Origin of the sequence: Paraburkholderia fynbosensis, from assembly GCF_902859935.1 — a bacterium.
In the GTDB taxonomy this organism is placed as follows: domain Bacteria; phylum Pseudomonadota; class Gammaproteobacteria; order Burkholderiales; family Burkholderiaceae; genus Paraburkholderia; species Paraburkholderia fynbosensis.
In genome coordinates, this window is the sequence record NZ_CADIKI010000011.1 from 250,776 (window position 1) to 266,720 (window position 15,945).

General features: G+C 58.5%; 14 protein-coding genes and 4 pseudogenes. 9 read left to right on the top strand and 9 right to left on the bottom strand.

Going from position 1 to position 15,945, the window contains the following annotated elements; translation table 11 throughout:
* Window positions 1–372: 372 nt before the first annotated feature.
* Window positions 373–593 (bottom strand): annotated as a pseudogene (locus HV770_RS20070) (IS6 family transposase); the annotation flags it as partial.
* Between the two features lie 805 nt (window positions 594–1,398).
* Here HV770_RS20070 and HV770_RS20075 point away from each other — a divergent pair.
* Window positions 1,399–1,740 carry a cupin domain-containing protein gene (locus HV770_RS20075; protein WP_175162314.1) on the top strand — a complete coding sequence of 114 codons (342 nt, stop codon included), beginning with the start codon at window positions 1,399–1,401 and terminating at the stop codon, window positions 1,738–1,740.
* 93 nt (window positions 1,741–1,833) lie between these two features.
* Here the strand turns inward: HV770_RS20075 and HV770_RS20080 are convergent, their stop codons facing one another.
* The 3 genes and pseudogenes from HV770_RS20080 to HV770_RS20090 all read right to left on the bottom strand — a co-directional run bounded on the left by HV770_RS20080 (window position 1,834) and on the right by HV770_RS20090 (window position 5,038).
* Window positions 1,834–3,303: an HD domain-containing phosphohydrolase gene (locus HV770_RS20080; protein WP_175162316.1), complete on the bottom strand. Its 1,470-nt coding sequence runs from the start codon at window positions 3,301–3,303 to the stop codon at window positions 1,834–1,836.
* A 592-nt stretch (window positions 3,304–3,895) separates the two neighbouring features.
* Window positions 3,896–4,027: a chorismate mutase family protein gene (locus HV770_RS39800; RefSeq protein WP_425497457.1), complete on the bottom strand. Its 132-nt coding sequence runs from the start codon at window positions 4,025–4,027 to the stop codon at window positions 3,896–3,898.
* A 436-nt stretch (window positions 4,028–4,463) separates the two neighbouring features.
* Window positions 4,464–5,038: pseudogene (locus tag HV770_RS20090) on the bottom strand (DUF308 domain-containing protein).
* A 757-nt stretch (window positions 5,039–5,795) separates the two neighbouring features.
* On the opposite strand from HV770_RS20090, the gene HV770_RS20095 reads away from it, so the two are divergent.
* The 4 genes and pseudogenes from HV770_RS20095 to HV770_RS20110 all read left to right on the top strand — a co-directional run.
* Window positions 5,796–6,389, top strand: a complete 594-nt coding sequence (locus tag HV770_RS20095; protein ID WP_175162320.1) for a cytochrome b/b6 domain-containing protein — start codon at window positions 5,796–5,798, stop codon at window positions 6,387–6,389.
* Window positions 6,390–6,391: 2 nt separating this feature from the next.
* Window positions 6,392–7,165, top strand: coding sequence for a molybdopterin-dependent oxidoreductase (locus HV770_RS20100; RefSeq protein ID WP_175162322.1), 774 nt, complete (start codon window positions 6,392–6,394; stop codon window positions 7,163–7,165).
* Between the two features lie 51 nt (window positions 7,166–7,216).
* Window positions 7,217–7,831, top strand: a complete 615-nt coding sequence (locus HV770_RS20105) for a hypothetical protein (RefSeq protein WP_175162324.1) — start codon at window positions 7,217–7,219, stop codon at window positions 7,829–7,831.
* Window positions 7,832–8,123: 292 nt separating this feature from the next.
* Window positions 8,124–8,303: pseudogene (locus HV770_RS20110) on the top strand (IS3 family transposase); the annotation flags it as partial.
* A gap of 146 nt (window positions 8,304–8,449) precedes the next feature.
* Here HV770_RS20110 and HV770_RS20115 read toward each other — a convergent pair.
* A complete protein-coding gene (locus tag HV770_RS20115; protein WP_175162326.1) occupies window positions 8,450–8,800 on the bottom strand; it encodes a VOC family protein in 351 nt (116 codons plus the stop codon).
* A gap of 604 nt (window positions 8,801–9,404) precedes the next feature.
* Between HV770_RS20115 and HV770_RS20120 the strand changes: the two genes are divergently transcribed.
* Window positions 9,405–10,529, top strand: coding sequence for an acyltransferase family protein (locus tag HV770_RS20120; protein ID WP_175162328.1), 1,125 nt, complete (start codon window positions 9,405–9,407; stop codon window positions 10,527–10,529).
* A gap of 201 nt (window positions 10,530–10,730) precedes the next feature.
* Here the strand turns inward: HV770_RS20120 and HV770_RS39805 are convergent.
* Both HV770_RS39805 and HV770_RS20125 read right to left on the bottom strand, forming a co-directional pair.
* A pseudogene (locus HV770_RS39805) lies at window positions 10,731–11,000 on the bottom strand (transposase); the annotation flags it as partial.
* Window positions 11,001–11,129: 129 nt separating this feature from the next.
* On the bottom strand, window positions 11,130–11,711 hold the full coding sequence (locus HV770_RS20125; protein WP_175162330.1) for a TetR/AcrR family transcriptional regulator: 582 nt from the start codon (window positions 11,709–11,711) through the stop codon (window positions 11,130–11,132).
* Between the two features lie 255 nt (window positions 11,712–11,966).
* Between HV770_RS20125 and HV770_RS20130 the strand changes: the two genes are divergently transcribed.
* Window positions 11,967–13,094: an alpha/beta fold hydrolase gene (locus HV770_RS20130; protein ID WP_175162397.1), complete on the top strand. Its 1,128-nt coding sequence runs from the start codon at window positions 11,967–11,969 to the stop codon at window positions 13,092–13,094.
* Window positions 13,095–13,179: 85 nt separating this feature from the next.
* Here the strand turns inward: HV770_RS20130 and HV770_RS20135 are convergent, their stop codons facing one another.
* A complete protein-coding gene (locus HV770_RS20135; protein WP_175162332.1) occupies window positions 13,180–13,548 on the bottom strand; it encodes a hypothetical protein in 369 nt (122 codons plus the stop codon).
* 111 nt (window positions 13,549–13,659) lie between these two features.
* Window positions 13,660–14,382, bottom strand: a complete 723-nt coding sequence (locus tag HV770_RS20140) for a MipA/OmpV family protein (RefSeq protein WP_246291038.1) — start codon at window positions 14,380–14,382, stop codon at window positions 13,660–13,662.
* A 319-nt stretch (window positions 14,383–14,701) separates the two neighbouring features.
* On the opposite strand from HV770_RS20140, the gene HV770_RS20145 reads away from it, so the two are divergent.
* A complete protein-coding gene (locus HV770_RS20145; RefSeq protein ID WP_217468623.1) occupies window positions 14,702–15,424 on the top strand; it encodes a response regulator in 723 nt (240 codons plus the stop codon).
* A 131-nt stretch (window positions 15,425–15,555) separates the two neighbouring features.
* A partial coding sequence (locus tag HV770_RS20150) for a hypothetical protein (RefSeq protein ID WP_217468624.1) occupies window positions 15,556–15,945 on the top strand: 390 nt, incomplete at its 3' end.

Below are 15,945 nucleotides of genomic sequence, written 5' to 3' on the forward strand. Positions count from 1 at the left end.
GCATTGAAGCACGGCTTGCGATGCCCGAGTGCCCCGCTCCTCGCGGGCAATACCACGCAACGAAAGGAAACACGATGACGTCTATCGCAGTTCGCAACCCTCGCACCGGCGAGCTTGACTATCAAATCGACGACATGGACGCAGCGCACATCGGCGCCCTGGTTTTCACGGCTCGCGAGGCACAACGCGCCCGGGCGCAAGGCGGTCTCGCGCATCGCACGAAGGCGCTGCTTGCGTAATGCCGAGGATGTTGACAGTGTGTCGACGTGGATCGACCAGCAGCGACCAGGCGGCTACATCTATGGTGCTTCCCGCCTCGGAAAGTCCCGTTGCGTTATCCACGGTGATGGCCTGCGGCTCGCCGTTCGAAACGCTTTTTTCAAACAACGGCGCAAGCTTGATCACCCACCGATGCACGCTCGAATGATCAACCGCGAGTCCTCGTTCCGCCGTCATTGCCCCGAGGTTTCGCAGGCTCAGCGAATACGCAGCGTGCCACCGCACGCACAGCAGGATCACATCCAGTGGGTGGTGCAATCGTTTCAGCACCTTGGCGATGCCAGGAGCAATGTCGTGCGCGGCGTCTTGGCCATTGTGATCATCATCCATTTACGTCAGCCGACCTTATCTCGAAGCCTTAACGTGACAAAATCAGGCGCGCCGCCAGGGACCATATCGACGCCGCTTGAGGGCGATCTTGCACAAGCGACCTTGCGTCTGCTGCAAGCCTTCGTCCCCTCTGGACGCGGCGGTACTGGGCCCGGCAGTCATGCGGCAAATCTGCTACCGGGTATTGATACGTAGGTGGCCGGTAGCGACACTGCGCCGCACGGCGTTTCGAGAGGGGGACTCGCCGGAGAAGCGCCTCGCCGCAGCCTTGTCGCGCCGCTTTTGACCGGTACGTCGAGTTCCATGCCGTATTCGTCGGCCGAACTCCACCGCAGATGCGATGTGCCGCGCAGCGCAGGTGACGTTCGAGCATTTCGGCCATATTGAAGGCCCGCCGAAGGTGCGAGGCCGATGATTCGCCGGCGCGAGTGGGCATATCGATGAAGCGCGGATTGATCCCTATGCGTTGACTTCGAGGTTGGGTCGGTCATTTGACCGATGCCTCCGCCCTTAGTCGAATGCCATGATTGCCGTTGGGGCCACGACGACGGTCGATGTGACGAAAATCAGCCTCGCTGGGATAAAGCACACACGAATCTCATGACGATGACTGCAATGTCGGTTCATCAATTCGTTGTTGTCGTGGGTGTGAGCTGGCTGCCCCGAGCATTCGAGCGGCGCACGGTTGGCTGGCAGGGGCGCTGCTATTCAGCGAGGCCATGGGCGCTGTCTACTTCCTGATCCCAGGTTATGCGAACAACTCGCTATCGACTCGCATTGGAGAATGAGATGGATGACAAGGATATTCCGCTTGCCAACGACAAGGTGCAGTATAAGACGTTGTTGCGCGAGGAAGGCTGTGCGATCCTGCAAACGACGGTTCAAACCGGTGGTGAGACGCAATGGCATCAGCACACCAACGTCAGTGATCGGTTTCTCGTGGTCCGTGGCGTGTTGACCGTTGAGTTGAATATCGACGGCCATGTTCAGAGCACCAAGGTGCGTGATTTTTACTCGGTCGATCCGGGCACCGTTCACCACGTCAAGAACGAAGCGAACGAGGAAGTCGTCTATATCACGGTCCAGGCGGGCGGCATACCGGACATTGTGCTCGCCGGATTGCCGCGCTGAGGCACGCCGGGAAGGGGCGCACAGTGCAACGAGCGACGCGCGTACTGCGTCCGGCGAGTACTGTCCATGATTCAGGCACGCAACGCCATGCATCTAGATCAAGCCCCTCGTCGACGCCTTGAGCGTCGCTGCCGCGCGCGTGGAACACTCGAGCTTGCGAAACACGCTCTCGACGTGGGTGCGCACCGTGCTGGGACTCATTGTCAATTCCTGCGCGACCTCCTTGTTGCTCGCACCTCGCGAGATCGCGCGCAGGACGTCGATCTCTCTCGCAGACAGGCGCGGACCGTGCGGCGCGCTCCTTGCCGCGCGCCTCGCGGGGACGCGTTTCGTCACCAGCGCGTCCACCACCTCGCGGCATAGCCGGCCATTTCTAGCCTCGACTTGCAACAGGCGTGCGGCAGCGTCGTCGGCCAGCGCGGCGCGCCAAGGCCGCGTCGAGCGCAACGCAACCCACGCCACCGACGCAGCCAGCACACGAGCCTCCAACGTCAGTGCTGCATCGCGCGCGCTGCGAAAATACCCGGAGCCGTCTTGCCGCTCGTACGCATACGACGCAAGTACGGCGGCTTCGCCCAGCGCGCCGGTCTGCTTGCCGGCGCGCTCTGTCCAGTACGGCACTAGCCGCACTTTTTCCCAGGCGCTCGCCGACAAAGGCGTGGGCAGATTCCACACATCGTTGGGCACGGCGGCCCTGCCGATGCCATGAATCAATCCCGCCTGATATACGAGCGCGCGCGCTGCGTCATCCGACGTGAACCGAGCGTAACATTCGGCGGCCGTCATTGCGACCGCACGCGAAAAGCCTGTCATCCACGGCAATTTCAGATCGATGATGTCGGCGATCAATTCCGCCGATGTCGTCCGTTGCATATCGGATGTTGCCAGTACGATGTCGAAATCAGCCAGCGGTGTGCGCTGCAGCTCCGTCAGCCAAGCCCCCGCGTGGCGTGTCGCTATCGCGACGAGGCGCGCCGGATACCGCGCGCCGGAGCGTTGTTCGATCAACGCAAGCGCCGGTTCGACGCCATACGTGCGGCTGAACACCTCCAGATCGCCGGCAAGCGCCACGACCAGCACGGATATCGGCACCCCCTCACGCGCGAGTTGCGCGGGCAGGCCTCTGCCGTCCCACGTTTCGAAAATGTGGCGCAGCGCCGTTTCGGTCGGCTTCGAAAGTCCCAGTATTTGCGCGACTTCGCCGGATACTTCGCAGTGAGTTTGCGCAAGTGGCATCATCGCGGCGCCGACTTCGCCAATCGCCTCGGCAATGCCGGGCCTGCCCTCGAGCATCGCGGTCCGGATCGTGATGTCGTCGCCGAACATTTTTGCGAACCCTGCCGCGTTTGCCGTGCAACCCGACCAACGTAGCAGCGACACCTCGCGGACCGTGTCGCAAGCCGAGGCCTCGAGTCCGGCCGCGTGGGCGAGTCGCGCTGCCAGCCATGCGGTGCGCAACGAATGGTCGGTTGGCTGTCCCATGCTCAAATCGCCAATGAAGGCAAGTGCTCTCACAGCATCGAATATTCCCAGCGCGGCGTGGGTCGCTTCAAGGTCGAACATCGGATTGGGTATGGAACGTCACGAGGATGGGTTAACAATCATACGCGACGGTACGGGGTGCTGCACGGCAGTGCTGTCCGTTGATATCGGCATTCGGGTCGAACGACAGCTGCCGAACGGCATTGTCAGCCGCGATACGAAGTACTCGAAATGAACAGGAGTGGAGCGATGTTTTGTTGCAACGAGGCAAATACGACCGGCACCGGAACCGAATTAACGCTGATCCCTTCCACGTTTGCAGCGTACGGCCGAATTGAAAAGCGACGTTTGTGCTGGGGAGTCCTGTCAATGCTCCTAATAAGACCTCAACCTTCTAAACAAACTCTCGCAAGCGCCCGCTCTGCGGCTAATCCGTAGAGCGGCTCCAACGCGCGACTTGTAATGTACAACTGCGTTTCTCGAGCGAGTGTTTCACCGCATCCCTGTTCTGTGCACAAGTCTCTTGTCGAAACCAGAATCTGTAGGAACTCCTTCTGCAGTCGATCGAGCATGGGACGAATGTCGCGTGTCAGATCGGCCCTTGGTTCATCGGGTGCTCCTCCGATTCGCCGCCACTGCGCATGAAGACCGTATTGCACCAGCTTATTCGCTTCTATCTGATCCGAAAAAAGTGCGTTGCCTCCTGGTCAGATATGCCTGCGGCGCGAGCTTCCATCCTGGCAGTTGCCAGAACCTCTTCCTCTCGAGGTAAATCTTCGATTGCGGATCTTGAATCCCGTTTCACCAAGGCGACCTGCTTTGCAATGCTGCGTCTCGTTACTGTCAATTCAATCAATGGTCTGAACGTCTTCGCTTCAGGAGTCGACCCCGTGGAATGAGGTGCTGCGAAGAAGAGGGAAGCAGAGAGAGGAAAGAAGAGAGAACGAACATGTCAGCTTTCCAGTCGCCGACAGTCCTGTTCTATCCGATAGTGAAAATCGCTGAAATTATCAGATACAAGGGGATTTGTAATCGTCAATGCGGAGGTTTAGGCAAGGTCTGTAACCCGCGACCAGCCTGTGGAATATTTTTGTGCGCTGAATGTCTTTCGAACTGGCTCGGGGAAATTCTGATCGAATGGTTCGTCAACGGTGTCACGAACTCCCCGTCCGGCAGTACCGATTCAGTTCCGCCATTACATTCGCTGTTGAGATGACTGCGACTACGTCGTTCGCAAGCCCTCAATTAGCGTGACGTCGCGCATGCTTCACGTGTAACCACACAGCGGATATCAAGAAATAAACTGCACCAACGGCTGCATAGCCCGCTATTTTAAAAATAGCGGGAGGCATTGATCCGCCGCTTTGGATAATGAAGAATGCTCCCGCGAGCGCGGATTGCGCTCCGCTTAGAATCATTGCCCACTGCGCCCCAAGGTCCTGCCAGCGGCGGACCGCGGTAGCGAGTTGAAGTAGCCCGGAGAGGATGGCCCAAACACCAAAAATTACGAGTACCGGAGGCATCTCTATGCTCAATGCGAGGAGCACCGCGACCGTGTAACGGCACTGACGGCGATGTTGATGGCCTGTGTTCGGTTCTTACCGGTGCCACCGTTGCGCGACATGTCGACGAAATTGGCCAAAGCATCCCAAGCGGGATAAATGGCAAATAGAACCGCGACGCCAGCTGTGCCTTGCTTGCCGATGGAAAGTGCTAGTGCAACCCAGATGGCGGAAAATGCTGACCGGACGGAATAATATGACTTGAGCCACTGCTCTTCGCGGACGCTACTAGATTTGACGCTACGTTCAAGCATTGAAACTCCTCAAAGACTAACATCCGAAGTCGGATAACGCGGCATTCCCCGGATCGACGCCTGACATGTGGCGGCCTGCGGCGATGCCTTCGAAGTTCTTTCCCGTTAGATGCTCAATCGCGCCCGCCTAAGCGGTCATGCGTGTTTGCTGCCAATGGATACTTCGTTTGCCATATGCGACATAAGGCAAGCGATAGAATAATGACATCTGCCCATGCCGAATCGCATCGGTCGAATGACCGATGCGATTCGGCATGGGCAGACTTGCAATCAGCTTTGTCTGTTGCAGGAATGGGTGGAGGATCCAAGGGGACTAGATAGATAGGTGGAAAGTGCAGTCAGATCAAAAAAATGACCGGTTCAATAAATTCAACAGATCACAGGCGAGGGGCGTCTTAACGGACACCTGGTCAGGGTCGGACGTACACCGCAAGACACCGATCTAATGCTGCGCGCTGGACATGGCGCTGCTGCAGCGGCGACCCGCCCACGCGATCCAGCACTCCAGTCAGGCCCATCCGGGGGACTCGCCTTGGTCGGTCATTTGACCGATAGCATCGCGCGACCCCGGATGCGATTCTTCTCCCGGGCTAAGACACGCGTATCCGAACGATGACGTGTAACTTGACAACCTTTCACGAGCCAGGATTCGAGTTGAGTCTGCGATGAGAGACGCGATGCACGGTTGTTTCTCGCTTCCCGCTGACAGCCGCCTGGCACGCTTTAAACTTTCAATACCATCGACAGTGAGGGCGCCTTGACGCATGCAACGATACATCCTGTATGGGTCCGTATCATCCACTGGATCAATGCAGCCGCTGTCATAGTCATGTGCCTGAGTGGCTGGCAAGTGTATAACGCGTCGCCCATCTTCAAAGCTATCTGGTTTCCCGCCTCCATCACACTGGGTGGCTGGCTAGGCGGTGCGCTGCTTTGGCATTTCGCGGTCATGTGGATACTGGCCGCAAACTTCGTCGCATACATGGTTCTGGGCATTTCTACGGGACGCCTGCGCAAAAAATTCTTTCCCATCGGCATTCGCGCGATTGCCTCCGACCTGATTGCCGCGCTACGCGGCAAACTCAGTCATGACGATCTCAGTGGATACAATGCAGTACAGAAGTTTGCGTATCTCGTCGTGATCGCTGACATCGCGCTCCTGGTTTTATCAGGCCTGGCTATCTGGAAGCCGGTTCAATTGCCAATCCTGCGTACGCTGATGGGCGGTTTCGACAACGCGCGCATCGTCCACTTCGTCGCGATGGGCGTGCTCGTCGGCTTCTTCTCGATACATGTCGTGATGGTTGCGCTGGTGCCGCGATCTTTGCTCACCATGATCCGGGGCCGCTAACCGTGACTTCACGAAAATCCGTACGGACGCTCGACGCCGCATCGATCATCAAGGATGCGGGAAAGGAACTGCAATCGCCGGCACGCCGCCTGTTGGGCAAGCGAATTCTGACCTTGGGCGGACTCGCGCTACTGTCGGGCTGCGATCTGACTAACGAAAAATCGGTCAACACCATGCTGCGCAGAATGTCTTCATTCAACGATAGCGCGCAGGCCCTGCTGTTCGATCCGCACAAACTGGCGCCGGTCTATCCGGAATCGATGATCGCGCGACCCTTTCCCTTCAATGCCTTTTATGACATTGACCAGGTACCCGACGTCGACGCACGCGCTTACCACCTTGAACTCAGTGGTCTCGTCAAAGGTAAGCGTATCTGGACGCTCGACGAACTGCATGCGTTGCCGCAGCAGAGCCAGGTTACGCGACACATTTGCATTGAAGGTTGGAGCGCAATCGGCAAGTGGGGTGGCGTGCGATTCTCCGACTTTCTCTTACGGGCGGGCGCGGATACAACCGCAAAATACGTCGCGCTGCACTGTGCCGACAACTACTGGACCAGCATCGACATGCCGACGGCGTTGCATCCGCAGACGCTGCTCACGCTGACCTATGACGGCAACATCCTGCCCGCGAAGTATGGCTTCCCCATGAAGCTTCGCATGCCCACGAAGCTCGGCTACAAAAACCCGAAGTACATCGTCGCCATCAGCGTAACGAACGAATTTCCCGGTGGCTATTGGGAAAACCAAGGCTACAACTGGTTCGGTGGATCCTGAACCGCACGCCGCAAATACCTTCTCACCTTAGCAAAATCTCACGGAGCAACTATGTCCATCCGCTTTAAGCTTGCTGTTTCCTTTGTCGCGCTGGCGCTCGCCGGCGCAGCGTTCGCTCAATCCTCGGCCGACAAGCCCGAGCGAATCCGTGGCGAGATTGTGTCGTTCGCTGGCGGCACCCTCAAAGTGCATCGGCGCAGTGGGGACACCGTGACGATCGCAATGCAGGAGTCGTCGGGTGTCAACGCCGTAAAAGCGATCAAGCTTTCCGATATCAAGCCCGGTTCTTATGTCGGCGCGGCAGCCATGCCCGGCCCCGATGGCAAACTTACCGCAAAAGAAGTTCTGGTCTTTCCGGAAGCCGCTCGCGGTACGGGCGAAGGCCATTACGCATGGGATCTCGGCGCGAACAGCACGATGACGAACGCGAACGTCGATACGGTGGTGCAAGGCACGAGCGGGCACGATCTCAAACTTTCCTACAAGGGCGGCAGCAGTAACATTACCGTGCCGGACGACGTTCCGGTGGTGACGCTTATTCCGGCGACCCGCGCTGAGTTGACGACGGGCAAGAAGGTGTTTGTTGTGGCAACACCAATGACGGCCGGCACTTATGGCGCTAAGTTCGTCGTTGTCGAAAAGGATGGTGTCGCGCCGCCAATGTAAGCGTGCAAGGAGTGCGGCGTGCTTTCGCCTGGCATCGTGCTATGCCAGCGCCTTACTCCTTCCGTTCGCTTCTCGTATTGTCTCGATAAAATCAGGGCAGGCCCGGGTCGGGTGCAAATGAAGGCGAGTCGGTAACGACGTCGGGATGAACGGGTAGCTACCGGCGACGAGCGAGCCGAAGAGTATCGTTGCGCCAGACCCGGCATCCAGACGGCCACTCGTCGTCGCAGTTGCTTCTTCCAGTCCATGATCTGGTTTGAACCCCAGCGGCCTCAAATCTGAAGTGCATACCCACGGCCTGCTGCTCGAGCACCGCCCTCGACATCCCGAATCGAGGCGCCGGCACGATGGCAGGATTGCGGTGGACCAGAGCAATGCGCGCTGGTGCTCGGACGGCTTCGAATTCCGCTGTGATGACGGCTCGCCGCTGCGAGTCATCTTTGCACTGGACTGCTGTGGAGTGGCGGCTTTGGAGAAGCTCGAAGGTCGCTTGTGGGTCGAGTCATGGCTAATGCATGAGTGCTGCGCCCGAGGACATCGCCGAGCAGGGTGGTCGGGCGCTGGTCGGCCACAAGCAGCCTGTCGAAATGGCCGCGCAGATCATCGACAATATTCAGGTTAGCCGTAGAGCCCAACGCAATTTTCCCAAGGGTCGCGCAGCATGCACATCCGCTTTCCATCTTCCACTTGGCCTGGCCCACGATAAAGCGTGGCACCTATGTTCAGAAAATGCTTTAGCGATTCATCGAAGTCATCGACGGTCCAGTAGACGACTGTGCCCGCCGATCCCGCCGACAATTTTGCATCGGCGGGAACAATTTCGAGTCTGATTCCATTGAATTCGAGGTATGTCAGATTGAACTCTTCAAGAAAGCGCCTCTCAGCGCCTCGAAAAGCTGACTGGTACCAGTCCAATGCGGCCGGCACGTCTGGCACATACACAAGCACTGCACATATTTGCGAGTTCATGCGGGTTCTCTTTTGTGTCGTCGCTGGCCGAGGTGAGGAAGATCGCGATTCGCGATATTGGTCGAAAAATCTGCTTTAGCAAAGTGGGCGACCTAATTGTTGAATCGAGAGAGAGCGCTTTGTCGCTACCTATTTGTCCGCTATGGTCGAGGCATGCAAATCGCATAGGACTGTGGCCGGGCGACTTTGAGACACGGCAATAGACAAACATCCAGATGGCGCAAGATAGTTCGCCGATCTGCTGTATCAGCGTTCGCAGTGGAAGATGGGCGCTATCGAGCGGCGAGCGCCTCTTCCAGGCGAGCTTGAATGCAGGTGCCTTCCGTGTGTTGGCACACACACGGGTCTTTTACGGGATCTTACGATTCGTTTCGTGCGCACTGTCGGCCTCTCCCCCGTCCGGTAGTGCTCCCCCCGAAATCCCCGGCCAGCCCTTCCCAAGCTGCCGATTTCGCATGGATGGCTGAGCGAGGGAGTGCTGGCTATCCTGCGATGCAGTCGCATCAACATTTCTTGCTCTTGTGGGCTGCGCGCCGTGTGACGTATCGATCTACGTGGCACGGCGCCGCATCGTGCTGAATCGCGTGATTGCCAAGGTGCTCCAATGCAGAAAAAAATTGACAACCTGACTGGACTGCGAGCGTTCGCAGCGTTTCTCGTAGTGGTTCGTCACTTTGCCGACAACGAAGGGCTGTCGCCGCTTGGCATCGTGAAACTGGTCGACAACTGGGTTTGGGGTGTCGATATCTTCTTCGTGTTGAGCGGCTTTATTCTTGCCTACACCTATCTGCCGTCGCGCGAGACCGCGTTTGGCTGGGGCGTCTATCGGTCGTTCATTGTCAAGCGGTTTGCCCGCGTCTACCCGCTGCATCTCGCGACCTTTCTTGTATTCGTCGGCTTGTGGTTCGCGGCGACGCGCCTCGGCCACGACTTTGCACACAACGACGTGGATTACACCGCGCGTACCGCGGTCGAGAACGTCTTGCTCGTTCACGCATGGGGACCCGCCAAGAAACTCAGCTGGAACTTTGTTTCGTGGTCGATCAGCGCCGAGTGGTTTGCCTATCTCTTTCTGTTTCCGTTGTGCGCGAATGTGCTGAGCCGGCTCTCGCGCATGACTTGCGGTGTCATCGTGCTCGTGTGCTGGTTCGCGTTATATGGCCTCTACTTCAACGACGGCGATCTAGGGGTGCACACATTTGGCGCTCTGCGCATCGTGCCGGAGTTCCTCGCCGGATACTGGCTGTTTCGCGCGGTCAAGACGTGTGAAATTGGCGAAGTCGTGATGTGCTTCAGTCTCGTCGCCCTCGTGGCTCTGATGTCCCTGCCGACGACCTGGCCGCTGTTGCTGTTGCCGCTGATCCTGCTCGTGATTGCAGGTCTCGCGAACGGCGGTGTGGTCGGCAAGGCGTTGTTCGGCAATCGGGTCGCGGTGTTTCTTGGCGAGATCTCGTTTTCGATCTATCTGACACACTCGATTCTGCGGTTCGTCTGCAATCAGGTAGTTAGAAAGTTGCATGTGTCGCATAGTCTGACGGTCGCGCTGGTGGTTCTGGTAGTCGAGTTGGGTGTGGTTGTGGTAGGTGGCGCACTTGGCTACTACCTGATCGAAGTGCCGGCGCGTCGCGCGATCGTCGGGAACGTGCAGGCGTGGCGCGGCAGGCAAGTGGAAGCGGAAAACAAAACGGGCTTTTTTTTGCCATCCGCCGAAACTGAAAATCTTCGTTAAACTTTTTCCTGGGTTGGCCTGCAGCGGCAGCCAACAGCGAAAATGGTTGATGGTGGCGATTAGCTGGTTGCGGGTTCTTCCAGCTCTCGAATTTGGCCTCAAGCTACAGCAGGAAGGGGCCTTGGCAGATACGAGCGAACCGGCTGAATATCGTTGCTTTGTCTCTGGGCATGGCGAGAAGCAACCACGACAAAGGAATCCAACGAGATTGAGCGAGGCGCGCTCCATCTTCACTTCTGCCAACGCTCGCTTGAGCCGCGCCGCTCTGGCTCGATCTCTGTCAACGGTTTCTGGGTTTGCCCGACGTTCTCCAGCTTGCCGTCCTTTGCCGCGCGAACGCAGTTCGCCAATGTCTCATCGAAATAGACAGTCGACATGCAGCTTCAGACACCCGCGCCGCCAGCCACTGCCAGCTTTACTGCTTCTTCAAGAAATTCCTTTCGTGGATACGACTTTGCTGATCCGGTTCATCAACGCCTCCATTCCTCAGTTCTACGGAATGTTGGGGTCCACGTTGTTCAGCCCACCTCACGCGAAAGACCGACGCTCTTCATAGGGTAATCTCTGGCATTCTCGTCCGACCGAGAACATTGGACCGGATCATCCCTCGGGGGCAGCCCACCTTTGGGCACTAACCTTTGCCAGTGCCTCAAATACAGCCGGCGTGCGCTCCAGGCGGGCGATCGTCCGCGCGCCTTCGAGGGCGGCTACCAATGCGGCTGCGGTACAGGACGCGCGCGCGGAAGAGAAACCGCACCCCCTGAAATGCTCCGCAATAATCGCGGTCGACTCAACAAAACCGCGCGCTATCCGTTTGGTCAGCTCAGCGTCGAGCGCGGGCAGCTCATTCGCCAGATTTTGCATCAGACACCCATACTGGAAATCAGAGGCGACCATTTCGGCCGCAAACGTGCTGAATATCTGATGAACAAAATTCAGAGCATTACCCGTCGTATTCGCCGAGATGTTCCGCAATACAGCAATCCTATTCGCAACGTAATCATCGATTGCTTCTTCTGCGAGTTGTGTCTTGCCGCGTGGAAAGTGAAAGTAGAACGATCCTTTAGGCGCACCGCTTTCTTCAAGGATCTGGATCAATCCCGTCGCAGTGTAGCCCTGGATGCGAAACAGTCGTTGGGCCGTGGCAATCGCGCGGGCGCGGGCGTCAGTCGTACGTGGCATGCCCAAAACGTACCACGTTTGCCTTGACGCCGCTATGGCGGTCACCATACTATGGTGATCACCATATAACGGACGTCAACCATGCCCCTTTACCCAATCAAGCCATCGGCGTCCCGACGGGCCGTCTTAGCGATGGGCGCGGCTAGCTTGGTTGGAGCCTTGTTCCGACCGGCCCACGCGAACCTCACAGGAGGAAATGCATTGATCACAACAACGTATGGCAAAGGAACGCTTCCCAAGGGGGTCCGCTCGCGCATGATCGAAGGGGTCAACGGCCTCGACGTCCATATTCTCGAGGCCGGTTACGAGAACTCCGGCCGGCCGCTCGCACTGCTTCTACACGGTTTTCCCGATTTGGCTTACGGCTGGCGACACCTGATCCCCATCCTGGCTGACGCCGGCTACCATGTCGTGGCGCCCGACCAGCGGGGTTTTGGACGCACCACCGGTTGGGTGAACGACTATGACGCCCCGCTCGCGCCGTTCAGCCTTCTGAGTATGACGCGCGACGCTCTCGGATTGGTCTTGGCGCTGGGGTATCGGCATACGGCGATGCTTGTCGGGCACGACCTCGGCTCGCCCGTGGCGGCGTATTGCGCGCTAGCCAGACCGGACGTCTTTCCCTCGGTGGTGCTGATGAGCGCACCGTTCCCCGGTCCGCCGACGTTTCCGTTCAACATTGCGAAAAGCGAGGTGTCGTCGGTTCACCCGAACAACGGCAATCAGAAGTTAGCGGCCGCGCTGGCGGCGCTCGACCCGCCTAGGGAGTATTACCAGCAATACCTGAGCACACGTGAGGCGAACCATGACATGTGGCATCCCCCTCAGGGCTTACATGCGTTTCTACGCGCATTTTTCTACGTCAAGAGCGCGGACTGGCCGGGAAATAAGCCCCATCCGTTAAAGGCGATGACCGCCGCAGAGCTTGCACGAATGCCCACTTATTACGTCATGGATCTCGGCAAGACGATGCCCCAGACAGTCGCTCCATTCCAACCTTCCGCGGCCGAGATCCTGGCGTGCAAATGGCTCACCGAGCCGGAACTCGAGGTCTACGCGGAGGAGTATGGCCGCACTGGGTTTCAAGGCGCCTTGCAGGCTTATCGCGTCTTTTCCGATCCTGAGCTGAACGCTGAGTTGCGCCTGTTTTCGGGCAAGACGATCGATGTCCCGTCGCTCTTCATTGGCGGGAAGAGCGATTGGGGCACCTATTCGGCGCCGGGCGCGCTTGATCTTATGAGGACAGCGGCGACGAGAATGCGTGGCATCGAGCTGATCGACAGCGCCGGTCACTGGATCCAGCAGGAGCAGCCGGCTCGGCTCAGCGACCTCCTGCTCGGCTTCGTCAAGGAGGTGGGTGGGGCGGATCACACCGACGGTTAGGTTGGGGAATGCCTATCGTCGCTGTTGAAAACATTGCCCGGCTGACGGATCACCGTCCAGTCAGGTCCGTCACGACCCGGACGAGTTATTCGGAAAACCTCGTCGCCGAGCATCCGCAGTTGATTTGCCTCGCGTAGTCCAACGCCTCAATAAGAATTTCCACTTCCTGCCGTGCTTCGTCAAGCTTCTTGAGAAGCAGAATATTCTGCTCAATCGGTGCCATGGACTCCGTGATGGCGGCCAGGTGTCTGCTTCGCAGCGGACCTCGTTCGTCAAGGCCCGAACCGCAAGCTTTCCATCCCGATAGGGCGCCATGAGTGAGAGATGCGGCAAGGTTCCCGTCGAGCCCGGCGGTGCGGCCGACCGTATGCTGGCCGAGCGGACGGTCGCCTTCCGGGAGTTCGTGACCCTGCATCCGGCAGGTCGGCCGGCGGTGAGGCGCGCCAAACAGCATCGGTTTACTCCCTCTTAGTTGCATAAGTCAATTGCGGCCCGCCATCGGCGTGCCGGACAGATACTGGAGATCGAGCCGCGTGAAGCGCCGGATCGGCGCAACGCGCCTGGCTCACTCGAACTGATAGATGTAACCGAGCCGGGCTGCGGGGATGAAGCGCTTGCCGACGAGCGGACTATCGGAGATTGCGCTGCCTAGATGCGTTACCTGCAGATCGAGGCTGACCGACTGATGCTGCGTCATCTGGTAAGCAACCCGTGTCCCGATCGTGGCATTCACTGTGGATTTCCCGTCGTACGCAGGCCGTCCGGCTCGCGCCTCTGATTGCATCACGCCATAGTAGTAGTCGACGTAATTGCTGTTCAGCCACTTCGCGTCGGCATGCGGCTCGATCGTCCATTTCCCCGATTCGAAAGTCTTCCTGAATTCAACGGCGGCCTGCTGCCCTTTGTTCCCGCCGATCAGATAGCTGGCCGTCAGCGTACCGAGTCCCGAATGCCATCCGAGGGCCGGGCCGTACCAGAACGTGACGCTGTCGCGGTTCTGCATGCCGTTCAGGATTGGTGCGTCCGATGCCTTGTATCCCTCGAGAATGCCGACCCGGCCACGCAACGCAAAAGTCACGCCGTCCCATTGTCCAACCTTCAGATCGACGGTCGTGGCGAACGCGCTGATCCATTTATTATCGACGTAGAAAAGCGGAATCGGTGTGATTCGCGCGCTGTCGCCCTTGTACGGCGAAGGCTCGATTCCCACGCCGGCGCCGAGTCCCCAATGGGTTACGTTGGTTGCATTGCTCAAGACCGTGAAGCCGGATCCCTGAGGGTTGTTCACATTCTGCGCCCGGACGATACCGGAGCTGAGGAAAAGCGATGCGGTAGCAAGCAGCATCCGGTACTTGCGCTGTCGGTCTTTTCTCGCGATAGCCGCCGATGCGGTGTGCAAAAAATTTGGAACACAGGCACTTTCGCCATGCGCCGATTTTGATGACATTGCCATTCATGAACCTCCAGTCGGGGAGCCCGAGATTACTCAGGAGATTCAACGGCATGATGTGCGTTATTTTTCGGCGTCGATACAATGTGTCCGCGCTGAAATATTGACGACGAACGGCTGACATCAAGCGGTAAGCCGCTTGAGGTTAGCATTGGGAATGACTTATATGCCGCACGTACTGGTGGTCGACGACGAGGAGGACATCAGGTCCTTGCTGACCGGATTTTTTCGCAAGCACGGCCACGAAGTGAGCATTGCGACCGACGGCCAAAGCCTCTTTGCGGCGCTGGATGTTCAGCACATCGACATCGTGATTCTGGATGTCATGCTGCCGGGCGAAGACGGCTTTAGCCTGTGCCGGCGGATACGCGCGGCATCGAAAGTGCCGGTGATCATGCTCACTGCGGTGGCCGACCACGTCGATCGTATCGTGGGCCTGGAAATGGGCGCTGACGACTACCTGGTCAAACCATTCGATGCACGTGAACTGCTCGCGCGGGTCAAGGCCGTGCTGCGTAGAACGGCGCAGACGGAAGCCGCAGTCGCGGGCACGGCCACGAGGCCAGTACTTTCATTCGCGGGCTGGCGTCTGGATATTGCGCGGCGCGAACTGCGTTCCGCGGATCATACGCTGACTATTCTTTCCAGTAGCGAGTTCGATCTTCTGCTCGTATTTGCCGAGCACCCTCAACGAGTACTGACGCGCGATCAACTGCTCGACCTCGCGCGCGGCTCGTCGCATGAAGTCTACGATCGAAGCATCGACGTGCAGGTGGGCCGTTTGCGCAGAAAACTCGACACTGGCCCGGATACGCCATCCGTTATTCGCACGGTTCGAGGCGGCGGCTATATGTTCACTCCGATGGTTCGACGCGGATGAGGGCCGCTTTCCGTGCGCCGGATACGATCGCGTGGCGGATCGCGCTCACGGTCGGCGCGGCTATTATCGGCGTGCTCGTTCTCAGTGCGCTCTTTAACCACCTTGCCGGTCCGACGGCGAGAGAAGCAGCGTTGCTGGACAGGGCCGACGACACCGTCCGGATGATCGACGCAGCGTCGGCGGCCGAGCGCGCGCAACTGGCGGGCGCAGTGCAGATTGACTCCAGTAAGGCCGCATGGTATCCGGCCGCTTCGCAGGCCGCCCGTCGCCTCGCAGCGCAGCAACCCCTCCATGCGTATTCGGATTTGGCCGGGTGGTTTTTGACAGAAGGCCGCCAGCGTCGCCGGTTGTTTTTCAGCTCCGACGATCCGCTCTCTCGCGCAATCGCGTTCGATCGCGCAGCCCATCCACATGCCTATTTTCTGGCCGTCGAGTTGCGCGATAGCAGCTGGGTGGTCTTTATCGCGACGCATCGCGACTGGGGGCTGTTGCAACCCGCGCAGGTTGCCGTCGCTTTAGGA

What these genes read in the sequence shown, in the direction of transcription:
- HV770_RS20075 (WP_175162314.1), top strand. Translation starts at nt 1,399, where the DNA reads ATGGATGACAAGGATATTCCGCTTGCCAACGACAAGGTGCAGTATAAG.
- HV770_RS20080 (WP_175162316.1), bottom strand. Translation starts at nt 3,303, where the DNA reads ATGTTCGACCTTGAAGCGACCCACGCCGCGCTGGGAATATTCGATGCT.
- HV770_RS20105 (WP_175162324.1), top strand. Translation starts at nt 7,217, where the DNA reads ATGTCCATCCGCTTTAAGCTTGCTGTTTCCTTTGTCGCGCTGGCGCTC.
- HV770_RS20115 (WP_175162326.1), bottom strand. Translation starts at nt 8,800, where the DNA reads ATGAACTCGCAAATATGTGCAGTGCTTGTGTATGTGCCAGACGTGCCG.
- HV770_RS20120 (WP_175162328.1), top strand. Translation starts at nt 9,405, where the DNA reads ATGCAGAAAAAAATTGACAACCTGACTGGACTGCGAGCGTTCGCAGCG.
- HV770_RS20125 (WP_175162330.1), bottom strand. Translation starts at nt 11,711, where the DNA reads ATGCCACGTACGACTGACGCCCGCGCCCGCGCGATTGCCACGGCCCAA.
- HV770_RS20130 (WP_175162397.1), top strand. Translation starts at nt 11,967, where the DNA reads ATGATCGAAGGGGTCAACGGCCTCGACGTCCATATTCTCGAGGCCGGT.
- HV770_RS20135 (WP_175162332.1), bottom strand. Translation starts at nt 13,548, where the DNA reads ATGCTGTTTGGCGCGCCTCACCGCCGGCCGACCTGCCGGATGCAGGGT.
- HV770_RS20145 (WP_217468623.1), top strand. Translation starts at nt 14,702, where the DNA reads ATGACTTATATGCCGCACGTACTGGTGGTCGACGACGAGGAGGACATC.